The organism is Agrobacterium sp. LY4, assembly GCF_001526585.1.
In the GTDB taxonomy this organism is placed as follows: domain Bacteria; phylum Pseudomonadota; class Alphaproteobacteria; order Rhizobiales; family Rhizobiaceae; genus Agrobacterium; species Agrobacterium leguminum.
The window spans coordinates 329,310-344,275 of the sequence record NZ_ASYA01000033.1; the positions used below are offsets into that span (position 1 = coordinate 329,310).

The window sequence follows — 14,966 nt, forward strand, 5'->3', positions numbered from 1 at the left end:
GGCAGATTGCCGGTTCCCGGGACACCGATGATTGAATCTGCACATTTGAATGATGATAAGATGCAGACTATATGATGGTGTGGTTTTCGAATTTAAATGGCGGTTTTGGTAAAACATGGGCTTTAGCGACTTTATCACATTGTTTTTTCTCGTTGCAGCGGTGCTGATCTTCTTTCAGCTGCGCAGTGTCCTCGGTCGCCGCACGGGCAATGAGAAGCCGCCATTCGACCCCTATAGCCCGCGAGATGTGGCAAAGGGTCCCGTTGCAGACGATAACAAGGTCGTGACCCTGCCGAGGCGCAGCGAGGGTGACGACGAAAACCGTTTTGCCGAGGCGGATGCGCTAGCGCCCGTCGATAGCCCACTCAATGCATCGCTGCGTGAGGTGATGACCAGGGACCCGTCCTTCGGTCCCAAGGAATTCCTGAACGGCGCTCGCATGGCTTATGAAATGATCGTCATGGGTTTTGCCGATGGGGATCGCAAGACGCTCAAGAACCTTCTGTCGAAGGAGGTTTTCGATGGTTTCGAAGTGGCGATTTCCGAGCGTGAAGGTCGTGGCGAGGTGGTGAAGTCCACCTTCGTGGGCATCGAGAAAGCAGATATCACGCAGGCCAGTGTGCGCGATTCCGAAGTGCAGATCACGCTGAGGATCGTCAGCCAGCTGATTTCGGCGACCTATGACAAGGATGGCAAGCTGGTGGATGGCGATCCGGATGCGGTTGCGGAGGTGGACGACATCTGGACCTTCTCGCGCGATATCCGCTCGCGTGATCCGAACTGGAAGCTGATCGCTACCGAATCCGAGCAATGACCGCGCCCTTTTCGATCGAGGAAGTTTCTTTCAGCGACCTGCCCGGATGGCGGCAAGACGATCCGGGCAAGCTTTTTCCGGCGATGGCGACAATCCTGTCGCATCTTCGAAACGCAAAACCCTACAGGACCGGCGCGCTCGGGGTCACGGCGGCGGAACTTGTTTCGCTTCTGGAAAGTGCTGAGAAAAACCTAGCAAACAGTCCGGAACAGGCGCGCCGGTTTTTCGAAACCAATTGCGTGCCTTTCAGGATTTCTTCGGCTCCGGGAAAAAGCGGTTTCGTAACCGCTTTTTACGAACCCGAACTGGAAGTGTCATCTGAACCCGACGACATCTGGCGTTATCCGATTTACCGCCGGCCGCCCGAACTGGTGGATATCGACGATACCAATCGGCCTGCCGGTTTCGATCCTTCCTATGCTTTCGGCAGGGCGGGTAAGGACGGTATCTCCTATTATCCCGACCGCCAGGCGATCGATGAAGGGCATCTGGAGGGCAGGGGCCTTGAGATTGCCTGGGCGAGATCGAAGGTCGACCTGTTTTTCGTCCATGTTCAGGGGGCGGCACGTCTGGTTTTTCCTGACGGCGCGGTAAAGCGCATTACCTATGCGGCCAAGGCCGGGCATGCGTTTTCCCCGATTGGCCGTCTGCTTCTCGATCGCGGAGAACTTGATCCGAAAACCGTGTCAATGCAGACGATCCGCAAATGGCTCGCTGACCATCCCGACAAGGTGGATGGGGTGCTATGGCATAACCGCTCCTATATTTTTTTCCGGGAGGCGGATGTCGCTGATCAGGATATGGGGCCGATCGCCGCCGCAAAGGTGCCGCTTGTCGCCGGGCGCGCGCTTGCGGTGGACAGGCTCATCCACACGTTCGGGCTTCCCTTCTTCATCCATTCACCGTCGCTAACTCATCTCGATGACGGAAAACCTTTTGCGCGGCTTATGCTGGCGCTCGATACGGGTTCAGCCATTGTCGGCCCGGCCCGTGGCGATATCTTCACCGGCTCCGGTTTCGAAGCAGGAGAGCTTGCCGGTACGGTGCGCAACGAGGCCGACTTTTATATACTGATACCGCGGGTTGCTGCGGAGAGGTATCGGTGATGAAGAGCAGTCGCAAGCTCGGCAAGGAAGAACGCATTCTGTGGGGAAAGGTCGCAAAAACCACGCGGCCGATCTCCGGCAGACTGGAAGATTTGCTGGCTTTCGAGGACATGGAGGAGCCTCTGGTTGAACCCGAGGTTTCCCAGACCGGCAAAAGCAGCTTTCCGCGCATGCTTGCGGAGCCGGCCGAGCCGCCATCAGCGGCTCCGGACAAAAAGCCGAAAATTCATCAGCCGATGGAAAAACCGGTCAAGCGCAAGCTCACCCGTGGCCGGCTACCGCTGGAAGGGCGGATCGATCTGCACGGTATGTTCCAGAGCGAAGCCCATGCGGTGCTGCTTGATTTTCTGTTGCGCGCGCATGAACGTGGTCTCAGGCATGTGCTCGTCATAACGGGCAAGGGGCGTTCCATTGGTAGCGATGGCGCGTTGAAAAGGGCGGTGCCCATGTGGTTTTCCAAACCGGAATACCGCCACCTGATTTCATCCTATGAGGATGCATCCGCCAACCACGGCGGCGACGGCGCTCTTTATGTGCGGCTGGCGCGTCGGCGGGGTGAAAAGTCATGACGCCCTTTGCGGAGGCAGTGCGGCAGCTTCGTGAACGCAAGGGCGTGACGCAGAAACAAATGGCCGCCGCTATCGGCGTGTCGCCGGCTTATCTTTCGGCGCTCGAGCATGGCAAGCGTGGAAAGCCGAGCTTCGATCTGCTGCAGCGCATCGCCGGATATTTCAACATCATCTGGGACGAGGCGGAGGAATTGTTCTTTCTGGCCGGCTCGTCCGACCCGAAAGTGGTGATCGACACCGTCGGCCTGCCGCCGCAATATACGGCTTTCGCCAACCGTCTCGCACGGGATATTCGCAAGCTGCCGCCGAGTGTGGTAGAGGAACTGTCAGCCTTGCTGCAAAAAAGCCGTTCTTGCGATTGAAACCCCTCTATCCCCTGCTTTATTCAGCATCCTGAAGCATGCGGCCTTTGGGATTGGGTGTAGAATTTCTATAGTCGCATGTCGGATTTGAGTGATTCGCTGGCTTCAGGCCTTCTCACTGGAAACCTGGCCAGGAAAACTTTGGAAAGAGTACTTATGACCGAAACATCGTCAAGCGAAGTCGGCGCGAATGCGGAATATGGAGCCGATTCGATCAAGGTTCTCAAGGGCCTTGATGCCGTGCGCAAACGGCCCGGCATGTATATCGGCGATACCGATGACGGTTCCGGCCTGCATCACATGGTCTATGAAGTCGTCGACAACGCAATCGATGAGGCTCTCGCCGGTCATGCCGATCTGGTGACGGTGACGCTGAACGCCGATGGCTCCGTGACGGTGACGGATAACGGACGCGGCATTCCGACCGACATCCATTCTTCCGAAGGCGTTTCCGCCGCCGAAGTCATCATGACCCAGCTGCATGCTGGCGGTAAATTCGACCAGAACTCCTATAAGGTTTCGGGCGGCCTGCATGGTGTGGGCGTGTCGGTGGTCAATGCGCTTTCCGTCTGGCTGAAGCTCAGAATCCGCCGCAATGGCAAGCTGCATGAAATCGGCTTCACCCATGGCGTTGCCGATGCGCCGCTTTCCGTCATTGGCGAATATGAAGGCCGCTCGGGCACGGAGGTCACATTCCTCGCGAGCCCGCAAACCTTCACCATGACGGACTATGATTATGGAACGCTGGAGCATCGCCTGCGCGAGCTCGCATTCCTGAATTCCGGCGTGCGCATCCTGCTCACCGACAAGCGCCATTCTGATATCAAGCAGGAAGAGCTGCTGTATGATGGCGGCCTCGAAGCCTTCGTCCGTTATCTCGACCGCGCCAAGAAGCCGCTGGTGGACAAGCCTGTCGCCATCAAGGGCGAAAAGGACGGCATTACGGTTGAGGTCGCGCTCTGGTGGAACGACAGTTACCACGAGAATGTGCTTTGTTTTACCAACAACATTCCCCAGCGCGACGGCGGCACCCATATGGCCGGTTTCCGCGCGGCGTTGACCCGTCAGGTCACTTCCTATGCCGAAACTTCCGGCATCCTGAAAAAGGAAAAGGTAAGCCTGCAGGGTGAGGACTGCCGCGAAGGTCTGACGGCCATTCTTTCTGTCAAGGTTCCCGACCCCAAGTTTTCCTCGCAGACGAAAGACAAGCTCGTTTCGTCCGAAGTGCGCCCGGTCGTGGAAAGCCTCGTCAATGAAGCGCTCTCCACCTGGCTGGAAGAACATCCGTCCGACGCGAGAATCCTCGTCGGCAAGGTGGTTGAAGCGGCGGTCGCCCGCGAAGCCGCCCGCAAGGCGCGCGAACTGACGCGCCGCAAGGGTGCGCTCGATATCGCTTCTCTGCCCGGCAAGCTTGCCGACTGCTCCGAGCGCGATCCGGCGAAATCCGAACTTTTCCTTGTTGAGGGTGACTCCGCTGGCGGTTCGGCCAAGCAGGGCCGCTCGCGTGAAACCCAGGCGATCCTGCCGCTGCGAGGCAAGATTCTCAATGTCGAACGCGCCCGTTTCGACAAGATGCTGTCCAGCCAGGAAATCGGCACGCTGATCACGGCACTTGGCACGTCCATCGGCAAGGACGAGTTCAACGCCGACAAACTGCGTTACCACAAGATCATCATCATGACGGATGCTGACGTCGACGGCGCTCACATCCGTACCCTGCTCTTGACCTTCTTCTTCCGGCAGATGCCGGAACTGATCGAGCGCGGCCATCTCTATATCGCCCAGCCGCCGCTTTATAAGGTCACGCGTGGCAAATCCGTGCAGTACCTCAAGGATGAAAAGGCGCTGGAAGAGTACCTCATCTCCATGGGTATCGAGGAAGCATCGCTGACCCTCGGCTCTGGCGAAGTGCGTGTCGGCGCCGATCTTCGCGAAGTCATTCTGGATGCGTTGCGCATGCGCTCGCTGATCGACGGGCTGCATTCCCGTTACAGCCGCTCGATCGTGGAACAGGCTGCCATTGCCGGCGCGCTGAACCCCGAGCTTTCGGCCGATGCCGCCCGCGCCGAAGAAACCGTTGCCGAAGTGGCGCGGCGTCTCGACATGATTGCGGAAGAAACCGAACGCGGCTGGTCCGGCACCGTGCTGCAGGATGGCGGTTTGCGCTTCGAGCGCATGGTGCGCGGCGTCAAGGAAGTCTCGACGCTGGATATGGGCCTGCTCGGTTCGGCCGATGCCCGCCATATCGATCAGCTCGCGGCCCGCACACGCGATATCTACGTCACGCCGCCGGTCCTGCAACGCAAGGACGGCACCATGGAACTGCCAGGCCCCCGTGCGCTTCTGGAAGCGATTTTCGCCGCCGGCCGCAAGGGTCTTTCCATGCAGCGTTACAAGGGCCTCGGCGAAATGAATGCCGAGCAGCTTTGGGAAACGACGCTTGATGCCAACGTCCGCTCGCTTCTGCAGGTCAAGGTCAACGACGCCACCGATGCCGACGGCCTGTTTGCCCGCCTGATGGGTGACGAAGTGGAGCCGCGCCGCGACTTCATCCAGGAAAATGCGCTGAGCGTTGCAAACCTCGACATTTAATCCTGTGGAGCATTTCGCGTAACGATTCACGTGAAACGAAACTTTAACAAAAGGCCCGGCGGTCAATTTCCGCCGGGCCTTTTGTTTTGTGCGGACAAGCTGATATCAGTCGGTCTTGCCCGTGAAGCGTCCTTCAAAAGCCACGTCTGAAAGAGGCAGGCGCTTGCTCGGTACTTCCCGTTCCGCCAGATCGTCAGGAAGAACGGACTTGTCGGTCAACGTGCCGATGGCAACCCCGGCCTCCACATTGTAGCCTTCTGGAATATTCAGCCTCTCAACGATCTGGTCTTTCAAGATGCCAGCCATGCCGTGGGCGTGGTACCCGAGCAGATGCGCCTGCATGGCAAGCGAAAACCAGGCAGCACCCGCATCGAAGGAATGGGTCGCGGATGGCTTTTTCTCACCTTCGCGCGAGATGTTATGGTCGCGGGAAATGACGAAGAGCAGCACAGAGGCGTTTTTAGCCCAGCGCTGGTTTCCCTCCACAAGCAGTTCCACGAAAAGCGGCCAGTCTTCGCTGTCCTTGTGCGCATAGACAAAGCGCCATGGCTGATAGTTGGAGGCGGAAGGCGCCCAGTGCGCCGCATCCAGAATGGTCATCAGATGTTGTGGCGGCATGGCGTTGCCGTCGAAGGCGCGCGGAGACCAGCGATCAAGGAAGAGGGGATCAACGGGATATTCGGATTGCCTGTTATTGCTGTTCGTCACGGGCCATGTCCTTTTGATTGACGGGAAGGAAAAGGTATTTTTCGAAACTTGGCGCAGTCAAGGGGTGACAAGTATGAATGCATCGTTCATATATGCATCACCTTGTCTGACAACCGGGAGAGAGTTCCATGAAATTGATGCGTGTTGGCCAGCCCGGCCAGGAAAAACCTGCAATCCTCGATGCGGAAGGAAAAATCCGCGACCTGTCCGCCCATGTGAAAGATATCGGCGGCGACGCCATTTCTCCCGAGGGCCTCAAAAAGATCGCCGCGATCGATCTGAGCACGCTTCCGGTCCTGAATGAAGATCGCATCGGCGCCTGCGTCGCGGGAACCGGAAAATTCATCTGCATCGGCCTCAATTTCTCCGACCATGCCGCCGAAACAGGTGCCACCGTACCGCCGGAACCGGTCATTTTCATGAAGGCGACCTCGGCCATCGTCGGTCCGAATGACAACGTCACTATTCCGCGCGGTTCTGAAAAGACCGACTGGGAAGTCGAGCTCGGCGTTGTTATCGGCAAGACCGCCAAATATGTCTCGGAAGCCGATGCTCTCGACTACGTTGCCGGCTATTGCGTTTCGCACGATGTTTCCGAACGCGCCTTCCAGACGGAGCGTGCCGGCCAGTGGACCAAGGGCAAGTCCTGCGACACCTTTGGCCCCATCGGCCCCTGGCTGGTGACGAAAGAGGAAATTACTGACCCGCAGAACCTCGGCATGTGGCTGAAGGTGAACGGCCAGACCATGCAGAACGGCTCCAGCAAGACCATGGTGTACGGCGTTGCCCACGTTGTCTCCTATCTCAGCCAGTTCATGTCGCTGCATCCCGGCGATGTCATTTCCACCGGCACTCCTCCCGGTGTCGGCATGGGCATGAAGCCACCGCGTTACCTGAAGGCTGGCGATGTCGTGGAACTCGGTATCGAAGGCCTCGGTTCCCAGAAGCAGACTTTCGTCGCCGACATCTGATTGCGAAGGCGTTCAACGGAAAGTGAGGCGCTGGCGGGAAACCGCCAGCGCCTTCGATTTTGTGCACCTGCGAAAAGCTGCTATGGTTGAAAAAAAGAGCGTGATCGCGAGGGAGGCGTCATCAGTGTTCTACCACCTCTATGAAATGAACCATGCGGCCATGGCGCCGCTGCGCGCCGGCGCCGACATGATGCGCCAGGCCTGCAATAATCCGCTCAACCCGCTTTCCAGCACGGCTTTCGGAAGAAGCCTAGACGCCGGTTTTGAGGTCTTTGAGCGCATGACGCGCCGTTACGCAAAACCGGAATTCGCTCTCGGCAATACGATTGTCGATGGCCAGACCGTCAATGTTGTCGAAGAGACCGTCTGGTCGCGTCCGTTCTGCAATCTGCTTCATTTCAAGAAAGAACTTGATCCAGCCCGCCAGTCCGATCCGAAGGTGCTGCTGGTGGCGCCCATGTCCGGCCACTACGCCACTTTGTTGCGGGGGACGGTCGAGGCCCTGCTGCCTTCGGCGGATATTTACATCACCGATTGGGCCGACGCCCGCACCGTGCCGGTGAGTGAGGGCACCTTCGATCTCGACGATTACATCAGCTATGTCATCGAGATGCTGCGCGCGGTCGGACCGGGGGCGCATGTGGTCGCCGTCTGTCAGCCATCCGTGCCGGTGCTGGCCGCCGTTTCCCTGATGGAGGCGGATGGGGATAAATTCGCACCGGCATCCATGACGCTGATGGGCGGTCCCATTGATACCCGCATCAACCCGACTGCCGTCAACGGTCTTGCCAAGGCGAAACCCATTGAATGGTTCCGCGACAATGTCGTCATGCAGGTGCCGTGGCCGCAGCCGGCTTTTGGCCGCAATGTCTATCCGGGCTTCCTGCAACTCTCCGGTTTCATGTCGATGAACCTCGACAAACACATGACGGCGCACAAGGATTTTTACCTCAACCTCGTCAAGAATGACGGCGATTCCGCCGAAAAACACCGCGAATTTTACGATGAATATCTGGCCGTCATGGATCTGACGGCGGAGTTCTATCTGCAGACGGTGGAAACCGTCTTCATCGACCATGCGCTTCCGAAAGGGAACATGCTGCACCGGGGCAGGGCGGTCGATCCTGCGGCCATTCGCAATGTCGCATTGTTTACGGTGGAAGGCGAGAACGACGATATTTCCGGCGTCGGCCAGACAAAGGCCGCGCATGATCTCTGCCGGAATATCCCTGAAGACAAACGCGCCCATTACATGCAGCCGGATGTCGGGCACTACGGCGTCTTCAACGGTTCGCGCTTCCGCAAGGAAATCGTGCCGCGCATGCTGGAATTTATCCGCAAACACCAGACAGCATAGGGTAAAGACGGCGGGCCGTGCCGCGCATTTGCATGGCCAAGCGACGGACGAATCGGTTATGAAGGGGACATGTTTTCGCTCCTCAGAAAATCCCTGAAATCGCCGGCCCCAAAGAAGGTGCTGCCCAGTCAGCGCACCGTCGCGGTGGCGGGCAGGCAGGTGCCGATTACGGTCAGGGAAAATCCGCGCGCCACGCGCATTACGCTGCGCATTGAACCGGGCGGCAGGGCGTTGAAGCTGACGATCCCGATGGGCCTGCATCACCGGCAGGTGGATGATTTCCTTGAGAGGCACCAGGGTTGGCTGGAAGGCAAGCTTGTAAAATTCAGCCCAGACGACGGTTTGCGTCCGGGTGCGATCATCGATATTCGCGGCATAGCCCACCGCATTGACCATACTGGGAGCGTGCGAGGGCTGACACATGTCACGAAAGACGTCGATGGGGTGGCCGTTCTGAAGGTCAGCGGCGCGCCGGAACATCTGAGAAGACGGATAGCGACATTCCTGAAAAAGGAAGCGAAGGCGGATCTGGAACGGCTTGTGGCTGTTCATGCACGCACCGCCGGCCGGCCGGTGCGCTCCATCAGTATGAAGGATACGCGCAGCCGCTGGGGCTCCTGTTCCCATGATGGAAATTTGAGCTTCTCATGGCGCATCGTCATGGCCCCCGAAAAGGTCATCGACTATCTCGCCGCTCACGAAGTTGCGCATCTGAGCGAGATGAACCACGGCCCGAAATTCTGGGCACTATGCGAAAAGCTCTGCCCGCACACGGAAGAAGCCAAGAGCTGGCTGAAACGCCACGGTTCCAAACTTCACGCCATCGATTTCGATTGAAACCGGCGACGCGGATCGCCATCTGGATTCACGTGAAACATTCCATCGGGAATGGATGCGATTTGGCTCGACTCTTGTCGCATTTCATGTCAGGTCGCGGGTATGAAACCGGATATCAAGATTTGCGGATTGAAGACACCGGAAGCGCTGGAGCGCGCCGTCAGGCGTGGTGCGTCCCATGTCGGTTTTATTTTTTTTGAAAAAAGCCCGCGCAACATCGAGCCCGATATTGCCGGCAGGCTGGCGGAAGCCGCCCGCGGCGCTGCGAAGGTGGTTGCCGTCACGGTCAATGCCGATAATGATTATCTCGATGAAATCGTCGATCTCGTCAAACCGGACATCCTTCAGCTACATGGCAATGAAAGCCCGGAACGGCTGCTGAACATCAAGGCGCTGTATGGCCTGCCTGTCATGAAGGCGATTTCCATTCGCGATGCCGCTGATCTTGCCAAAATCGACCCTTATATTGGAATAGCCGACCGTTTTCTGCTGGATGCCAAGGCGCCCGCCGGTTCCGAGCTGCCGGGTGGCAACGGTGTCTCCTTCGACTGGACCATCCTGCGATCACTTGACGGAAGTGTGGATTACATGCTTTCCGGGGGATTGAACAAGGACAATGTCGCCGAGGCGCTGGCGGAGACCAGGGCAAGCGGACTAGATTTATCGTCCGGTGTGGAAAGCGCGCCGGGCGTCAAGGATCTATCCATGATCGACGCATTTTTCGATGTGGTGAATGATTGGTCGAAAGGCCCAAAGGGAGCTTGAAGTGAACGACGCGCCAACACCCAATTCTTTTCGCGCTGGTCCCGATGAGGACGGCCGTTTCGGCATTTACGGAGGTCGCTTCGTTGCCGAAACGCTGATGCCGCTCATTCTGGATTTGCAGGCGGAATGGGACAAGGCCAAGACCGATCCCGCGTTTCAGGCGGAACTCAAGCATCTCGGCGCGCACTATACGGGTCGTCCGAGCCCGCTTTATTTTGCGGAACGCCTCACGGCGGAACTTGGCGGCGCGAAGATCTATTTCAAGCGCGAAGAGCTGAACCACACTGGCTCGCACAAGATCAACAATTGTCTCGGCCAGATCCTGCTTGCCAAGCGCATGGGTAAGACCCGTATCATTGCCGAAACCGGTGCCGGCCAGCACGGCGTTGCCTCCGCTACCGTCGCTGCACGCTTCGGCCTGCCTTGCGTCGTCTATATGGGCGCGACGGATGTTGCCCGTCAGGCCCCGAATGTGTTCCGCATGAAGCTCCTTGGCGCTGAAGTGAAGCCGGTGACGGCCGGCCACGGCACCCTGAAGGACGCTATGAACGAGGCCCTGCGCGACTGGGTCACCAATGTCGAGGATACCTATTATCTGATCGGCACCGCGGCCGGCCCGCATCCCTATCCGGAAATGGTTCGCGATTTCCAGGCCGTTATCGGCGAGGAAGCCAAGGCGCAGATGCTGGAGGCGGAAGGCCGCCTGCCGGATCTGGTCGTCGCGGCTGTCGGCGGTGGTTCGAATGCCATCGGCATCTTCCATCCTTTCCTCGATGACAAGAATGTCCGCATCGTCGGCGTCGAAGCCGGCGGCAAGGGTCTTTCGGGTGATGAGCATTGCGCTTCCATCACCGCCGGTTCGCCGGGCGTGCTGCATGGAAACCGCACCTATCTGCTGCAGGATGAGGATGGCCAGATCAAGGAAGGCCACTCCATTTCCGCCGGCCTCGATTATCCCGGCATCGGCCCTGAACATTCCTGGCTGAACGATATCGGCCGCGTGGAATATGTGCCGATCATGGACCATGAGGCGCTGGACGCCTTCCAGATGCTGACCCGCCTCGAAGGCATCATTCCGGCTCTTGAGCCGAGCCACGCCCTGGCGGAAGTCATCAAGCGCGCACCGAAGATGGGCAAGGATGAAATCATCCTGATGAACCTCTCCGGCCGTGGCGACAAGGATGTCCACACCGTCAGCAAGTTCCTTGGAATGGATGTATAAGATCATGACTGCACGTATGGACAAGCGCTTTGCCGATCTGCGCGCTGAAAATCGCCCGGCCCTGATTACCTATTTCATGGGCGGCGACCCGGATTTCGAAACCTCGCTCGGCATCATGAAGGCCCTGCCGGAAGCCGGTGCCGACGTCATCGAACTCGGCATGCCCTTTTCCGACCCGATGGCGGATGGCCCAGCGATTCAGCTGGCCGGCCAGCGCGCGCTGAAGGGCGGCCAGACGCTGAAAACCACGCTCGATCTCGCCCGCGAGTTTCGCAAGCAAGACGATGCAACGCCGATCGTGATGATGGGCTATTACAATCCTATCTATATCTACGGCGTCGAAAAATTTCTGGACGACGCAATCGCGGCCGGCATTGATGGCCTGATCGTTGTCGATCTGCCGCCGGAAATGGACGATGAACTCTGCATCCCGGCACTCGCGCGCGGCATCAACTTCATTCGTCTCGCCACGCCGACGACGGATGGCAAGCGCCTGCCTGCCGTCCTTAAAAATACCTCAGGTTTCGTTTATTACGTCTCGATGAACGGTATTACCGGTTCAGCGCTTCCCGATCCCTCGTTGATCTCGGGCGCTGTCGGTCGTATCAAGGCGCATACGGAACTGCCGGTCTGTGTCGGTTTCGGTGTCAAAACGGCCGATCATGCAAAAGCGATCGGTGCCGTTGCGGATGGCGTTGTGGTCGGTTCGGCCATCGTCAACCAGATTGCGGGCAGCCTGACCAAGGACGGGCAGGCGACCGCCGATACCGTACCGGCCGTTACGACGCTGGTAAAAGGACTTTCAACGGGCGTGCGTGCATCGCGCCTCGCCGCTGCGGAATAAGCGCGCGGCCCAGTCAGGAGTAGTCAGTTGAACTGGATCACCAATTACGTACGGCCCCGGATCAATTCCATGCTTGGCCGCCGCCCGGAGGTTCCGGAGAACCTGTGGATCAAGTGCCCGGAAACGGGCGAGATGGTCTTCCACAAGGACCTGGAAGATAACAAGTGGGTCATCCCGGCTTCCGGCTACCATATGAAGATGCCGGCCAAGGCACGTCTTGCCGATCTTTTCGATGGCGGTGTCTATGAAGCCCTGCCGCAGCCGAAGGTGGCGCAGGACCCCTTGAAGTTCCGCGATTCCAAAAAATACACCGACCGCCTGCGCGACAGCCGCACGAAGACCGAGCAGGAAGATACGATCCTTGCCGGTGTGGGCCTCCTGAAAGGCCTGAAGATCGTCGCCGTCGTGCATGAATTCCAGTTCATGGGCGGTTCGCTCGGCATTGCCGCTGGCGAGGCCATCGTCAAGGCCTTCGAGCGCGCCATTTCCGAGCGTTGCCCGCTCGTGATGTTCCCGGCCTCGGGCGGTGCGCGCATGCAGGAAGGCATTCTTTCGCTGATGCAGCTGCCACGCACCACGGTTGCCGTGAACATGCTGAAAGAAGCCGGCATGCCCTATATCGTGGTTCTGACGAACCCCACGACGGGCGGCGTCACGGCCTCTTACGCCATGCTGGGCGATGTGCATATCGCCGAGCCGGGCGCCGAGATTTGCTTCGCAGGCAAGCGCGTGATCGAGCAGACCATTCGCGAAAAGCTTCCCGAAGGCTTCCAGACCTCGGAATATCTGCTGGAACACGGCATGGTGGATATGGTGATCGACCGCCGCGAAATTCCCGACACGCTCGCTAATCTGCTCAAGATCATGACCAAAGCGCCTGCTGGGAATGCAAATTCGGTCGTCCCGCTGGCCGCTTCGGCCTGAGAAAAAAAATATGTCGCCCGGAGGCATAAACTGCCTTCGGGATGATGCTATACGTTGCATGATTTCATCTTTGGTGCGGCGGACAAATGGCAAGCAAAACGCCTGAAAGGCGAACGGAAGACATGACGAAGCCCGCGATCGGTGAGGCCGAGAAGATCATTGAAGAGCTGATGCAGCTCCACCCCAAGGGGTTCGATCTTTCGCTCGATAGAATTTCCCGGCTCCTTGAGAAACTCGGCAATCCTCAAAATAGAATGCCGCCCGTCATCCATGTCGCTGGCACCAACGGCAAAGGCTCGGTCAGCGCCTTTTGTCGGGCCTTGCTGGAAGCAGCCGGACTTCCCGTGCACGTGCACACCAAGCCACATCTCGTCAATTGGCATGAACGCTATCGCATCGGTGTGGCCGGCGAGAGGGGGCGCTTTGTCGATGATGCTGTCTTCGCGGATGCTCTGCGCCGTATTGAAGTTGCCAACGAAGGCCAAAAGATTACCGTCTTCGAGATTCTGACTGCGGTTATGTTCCTTCTTTTTTCGGAACATCCGGCTGACGCAGCTATCGTCGAGGTGGGTCTTGGTGGGCGTTTCGATGCGACCAATGTGATCAACAACCCCGCTGTCTCTATCATTATGCCGATTTCGCTCGATCATGAGGCTTATCTCGGTGACCGCGTTGAGTTGATCGCGGCGGAAAAGGCGGGAATCATGAAAAAGGGTTCCCCCGTCGTCATAGGCCATCAGGAATATGATGCGGCGCTGGAAACGCTTGTCGCCACGGCGGAGCGGCTCGGTTGCCCGGTATCGGTCTATGGGCAGGATTTTTCCGCCCATGAAGAATTCGGCCGCATGGTCTATCAGGATGAGTTCGGCCTGGCCGATGCGCCGTTGCCGCGTCTTCCCGGCCGCCATCAGCTTGCCAATGCCGCCGCCGCGATCCGCGCTGTCAAGGCCGCCGGTTTCGAGGTGACGGAACGGATGATCGAAAAAGCCATGACCTCCGTGGAATGGCCCGGCCGTCTGCAGCGCATCCTGACTGGCAAAATCGCTGAAATGGCCCCGAAGGATTCGGAAATCTGGATCGATGGCGGTCATAACCCCGGCGCGGGCGAAGTCATTGCCGAAGCGATGGCCGGCTTTGAGGAAAAGACGCCACGCCCACTGTTCATCATTGCAGGCATGATCAATACCAAGGATCCGGTGGGCTATTTCAAGGCCTTCGCCGATATTGCCGAATATGTCTTCACCGTGCCGATTGGCGGCACCGATGCGGCGATCGATCCCGTGGTACTTGCTCATGCGGCCTTCGATGCCGGCCTCGTGGCGGCACCCACCTCGTCTCTCACGCATGCTCTGGAAGAGCTGTCGCGCCGCTTCGACCCCGAAGGACCGGCGCCGCGCATCCTGATCGGCGGCTCGCTTTATCTTGCCGGCAACGCGCTTGCCCTGAACGGCACGGTTCCCCAATAAAAAAGCCCGGCATCGCTGCCGGGCTTTTTTCATTCCACTGATATTGCTTATGCGGCGCCCGAAATCCAGGCGGACAGCGCTGTCTTGGGAGCAGCGCCAACCTTGATGTCGGCCACTTCGCCGCCCTTGAACATGGCGAGCGTCGGGATGGAGCGCACGCCGAACTGGGCAGCCAGTTCCGGGTTTTCGTCGATGTTGAGCTTCGCGACCTTGACCTTGCCGGCCAGCTCGGACGAAATTTCCTCAAGGCTCGGCGCGATCATCTTGCACGGGCCGCACCATTCGGCCCAGAAATCCACCACGACGGGTTCGGAGGATTCGAGGACTTCGGACTGGAAGTTGGCGGCATCGACTTTTACGGTAGCCATATCTGGCTCTCCTTTCAGCTAAACTTTTCCGCTATCGATGTGATGCGGGCGCGTCGGAATT

Annotated in this window: 15 protein-coding genes; 13 read left to right on the top strand and 2 right to left on the bottom strand. The window is 58.5% G+C overall.

Annotated features, from left to right (window positions below; genetic code table 11):
* Positions 1 to 115: 115 nt before the first annotated feature.
* From L904_RS21730 to gyrB, 5 genes are all read left to right on the top strand, one after another.
* Positions 116 to 814 (top strand): Tim44/TimA family putative adaptor protein, encoded by a 699-nt coding sequence (locus tag L904_RS21730; protein WP_035265269.1) that lies wholly within the window; start codon positions 116 to 118, stop codon positions 812 to 814.
* Complete coding sequence (locus tag L904_RS21735; RefSeq protein ID WP_035265271.1) at positions 811 to 1,920, top strand: murein transglycosylase A; 1,110 nt, start codon at positions 811 to 813, stop codon at positions 1,918 to 1,920. The genes L904_RS21730 and L904_RS21735 overlap by 4 nt, the downstream gene beginning before the upstream one ends.
* Positions 1,920 to 2,489, top strand: a complete 570-nt coding sequence (locus L904_RS21740; RefSeq protein WP_003505344.1) for a Smr/MutS family protein — start codon at positions 1,920 to 1,922, stop codon at positions 2,487 to 2,489. Before L904_RS21735 ends, L904_RS21740 begins: the two co-directional genes overlap by 1 nt.
* On the top strand, positions 2,486 to 2,851 hold the full coding sequence (locus L904_RS21745; protein WP_003505345.1) for a helix-turn-helix domain-containing protein: 366 nt from the start codon (positions 2,486 to 2,488) through the stop codon (positions 2,849 to 2,851). Before L904_RS21740 ends, L904_RS21745 begins: the two co-directional genes overlap by 4 nt.
* Positions 2,852 to 3,007: 156 nt before the next feature.
* Entirely contained in the window at positions 3,008 to 5,443 is a 2,436-nt protein-coding gene (gyrB, locus tag L904_RS21750) for a DNA topoisomerase (ATP-hydrolyzing) subunit B (RefSeq protein WP_035265273.1), read from the top strand.
* A 105-nt stretch (positions 5,444 to 5,548) separates the two neighbouring features.
* Here the strand turns inward: gyrB and L904_RS21755 are convergent, their stop codons facing one another.
* Complete coding sequence (locus L904_RS21755; protein ID WP_059762658.1) at positions 5,549 to 6,151, bottom strand: nitroreductase family protein; 603 nt, start codon at positions 6,149 to 6,151, stop codon at positions 5,549 to 5,551.
* A gap of 128 nt (positions 6,152 to 6,279) precedes the next feature.
* On the opposite strand from L904_RS21755, the gene L904_RS21760 reads away from it, so the two are divergent.
* The 8 genes from L904_RS21760 (at position 6,280) to L904_RS21795 (ending at position 14,537) form a co-directional block, all read left to right on the top strand.
* Complete coding sequence (locus L904_RS21760) at positions 6,280 to 7,122, top strand: fumarylacetoacetate hydrolase family protein (RefSeq protein ID WP_035259872.1); 843 nt, start codon at positions 6,280 to 6,282, stop codon at positions 7,120 to 7,122.
* A gap of 124 nt (positions 7,123 to 7,246) precedes the next feature.
* Positions 7,247 to 8,479, top strand: coding sequence for a polyhydroxyalkanoate depolymerase (locus L904_RS21765; RefSeq protein ID WP_031233962.1), 1,233 nt, complete (start codon positions 7,247 to 7,249; stop codon positions 8,477 to 8,479).
* Positions 8,480 to 8,548: 69 nt separating this feature from the next.
* Complete coding sequence (locus tag L904_RS21770; RefSeq protein ID WP_020810578.1) at positions 8,549 to 9,316, top strand: M48 family metallopeptidase; 768 nt, start codon at positions 8,549 to 8,551, stop codon at positions 9,314 to 9,316.
* 102 nt (positions 9,317 to 9,418) lie between these two features.
* A complete protein-coding gene (locus L904_RS21775) occupies positions 9,419 to 10,081 on the top strand; it encodes a phosphoribosylanthranilate isomerase (RefSeq protein WP_003521169.1) in 663 nt (220 codons plus the stop codon).
* A 1-nt stretch (position 10,082) separates the two neighbouring features.
* Positions 10,083 to 11,303 carry a tryptophan synthase subunit beta gene (gene trpB, locus L904_RS21780; RefSeq protein WP_003521170.1) on the top strand — a complete coding sequence of 407 codons (1,221 nt, stop codon included), beginning with the start codon at positions 10,083 to 10,085 and terminating at the stop codon, positions 11,301 to 11,303.
* A 4-nt stretch (positions 11,304 to 11,307) separates the two neighbouring features.
* On the top strand, positions 11,308 to 12,147 hold the full coding sequence (trpA, locus tag L904_RS21785; protein ID WP_031233963.1) for a tryptophan synthase subunit alpha: 840 nt from the start codon (positions 11,308 to 11,310) through the stop codon (positions 12,145 to 12,147).
* A 27-nt stretch (positions 12,148 to 12,174) separates the two neighbouring features.
* Positions 12,175 to 13,071 (top strand): acetyl-CoA carboxylase, carboxyltransferase subunit beta, encoded by an 897-nt coding sequence (accD, locus tag L904_RS21790; protein ID WP_020810580.1) that lies wholly within the window; start codon positions 12,175 to 12,177, stop codon positions 13,069 to 13,071.
* Positions 13,072 to 13,157: 86 nt separating this feature from the next.
* On the top strand, positions 13,158 to 14,537 hold the full coding sequence (locus L904_RS21795; RefSeq protein ID WP_020810581.1) for a folylpolyglutamate synthase/dihydrofolate synthase family protein: 1,380 nt from the start codon (positions 13,158 to 13,160) through the stop codon (positions 14,535 to 14,537).
* 47 nt (positions 14,538 to 14,584) lie between these two features.
* Here the strand turns inward: L904_RS21795 and trxA are convergent, their stop codons facing one another.
* Positions 14,585 to 14,905 (bottom strand): thioredoxin, encoded by a 321-nt coding sequence (gene trxA / locus L904_RS21800; protein WP_003521174.1) that lies wholly within the window; start codon positions 14,903 to 14,905, stop codon positions 14,585 to 14,587.
* Positions 14,906 to 14,966 lie beyond the last annotated feature (61 nt).

What these genes read in the sequence shown, in the direction of transcription:
- L904_RS21730 (WP_035265269.1), top strand. Translation starts at nt 116, where the DNA reads ATGGGCTTTAGCGACTTTATCACATTGTTTTTTCTCGTTGCAGCGGTG.
- L904_RS21735 (WP_035265271.1), top strand. Translation starts at nt 811, where the DNA reads ATGACCGCGCCCTTTTCGATCGAGGAAGTTTCTTTCAGCGACCTGCCC.
- L904_RS21740 (WP_003505344.1), top strand. Translation starts at nt 1,920, where the DNA reads ATGAAGAGCAGTCGCAAGCTCGGCAAGGAAGAACGCATTCTGTGGGGA.
- L904_RS21745 (WP_003505345.1), top strand. Translation starts at nt 2,486, where the DNA reads ATGACGCCCTTTGCGGAGGCAGTGCGGCAGCTTCGTGAACGCAAGGGC.
- gyrB (WP_035265273.1), top strand. Translation starts at nt 3,008, where the DNA reads ATGACCGAAACATCGTCAAGCGAAGTCGGCGCGAATGCGGAATATGGA.
- L904_RS21760 (WP_035259872.1), top strand. Translation starts at nt 6,280, where the DNA reads ATGAAATTGATGCGTGTTGGCCAGCCCGGCCAGGAAAAACCTGCAATC.
- L904_RS21770 (WP_020810578.1), top strand. Translation starts at nt 8,549, where the DNA reads ATGTTTTCGCTCCTCAGAAAATCCCTGAAATCGCCGGCCCCAAAGAAG.
- L904_RS21775 (WP_003521169.1), top strand. Translation starts at nt 9,419, where the DNA reads ATGAAACCGGATATCAAGATTTGCGGATTGAAGACACCGGAAGCGCTG.
- trpA (WP_031233963.1), top strand. Translation starts at nt 11,308, where the DNA reads ATGACTGCACGTATGGACAAGCGCTTTGCCGATCTGCGCGCTGAAAAT.
- L904_RS21795 (WP_020810581.1), top strand. Translation starts at nt 13,158, where the DNA reads ATGGCAAGCAAAACGCCTGAAAGGCGAACGGAAGACATGACGAAGCCC.
- trxA (WP_003521174.1), bottom strand. Translation starts at nt 14,905, where the DNA reads ATGGCTACCGTAAAAGTCGATGCCGCCAACTTCCAGTCCGAAGTCCTC.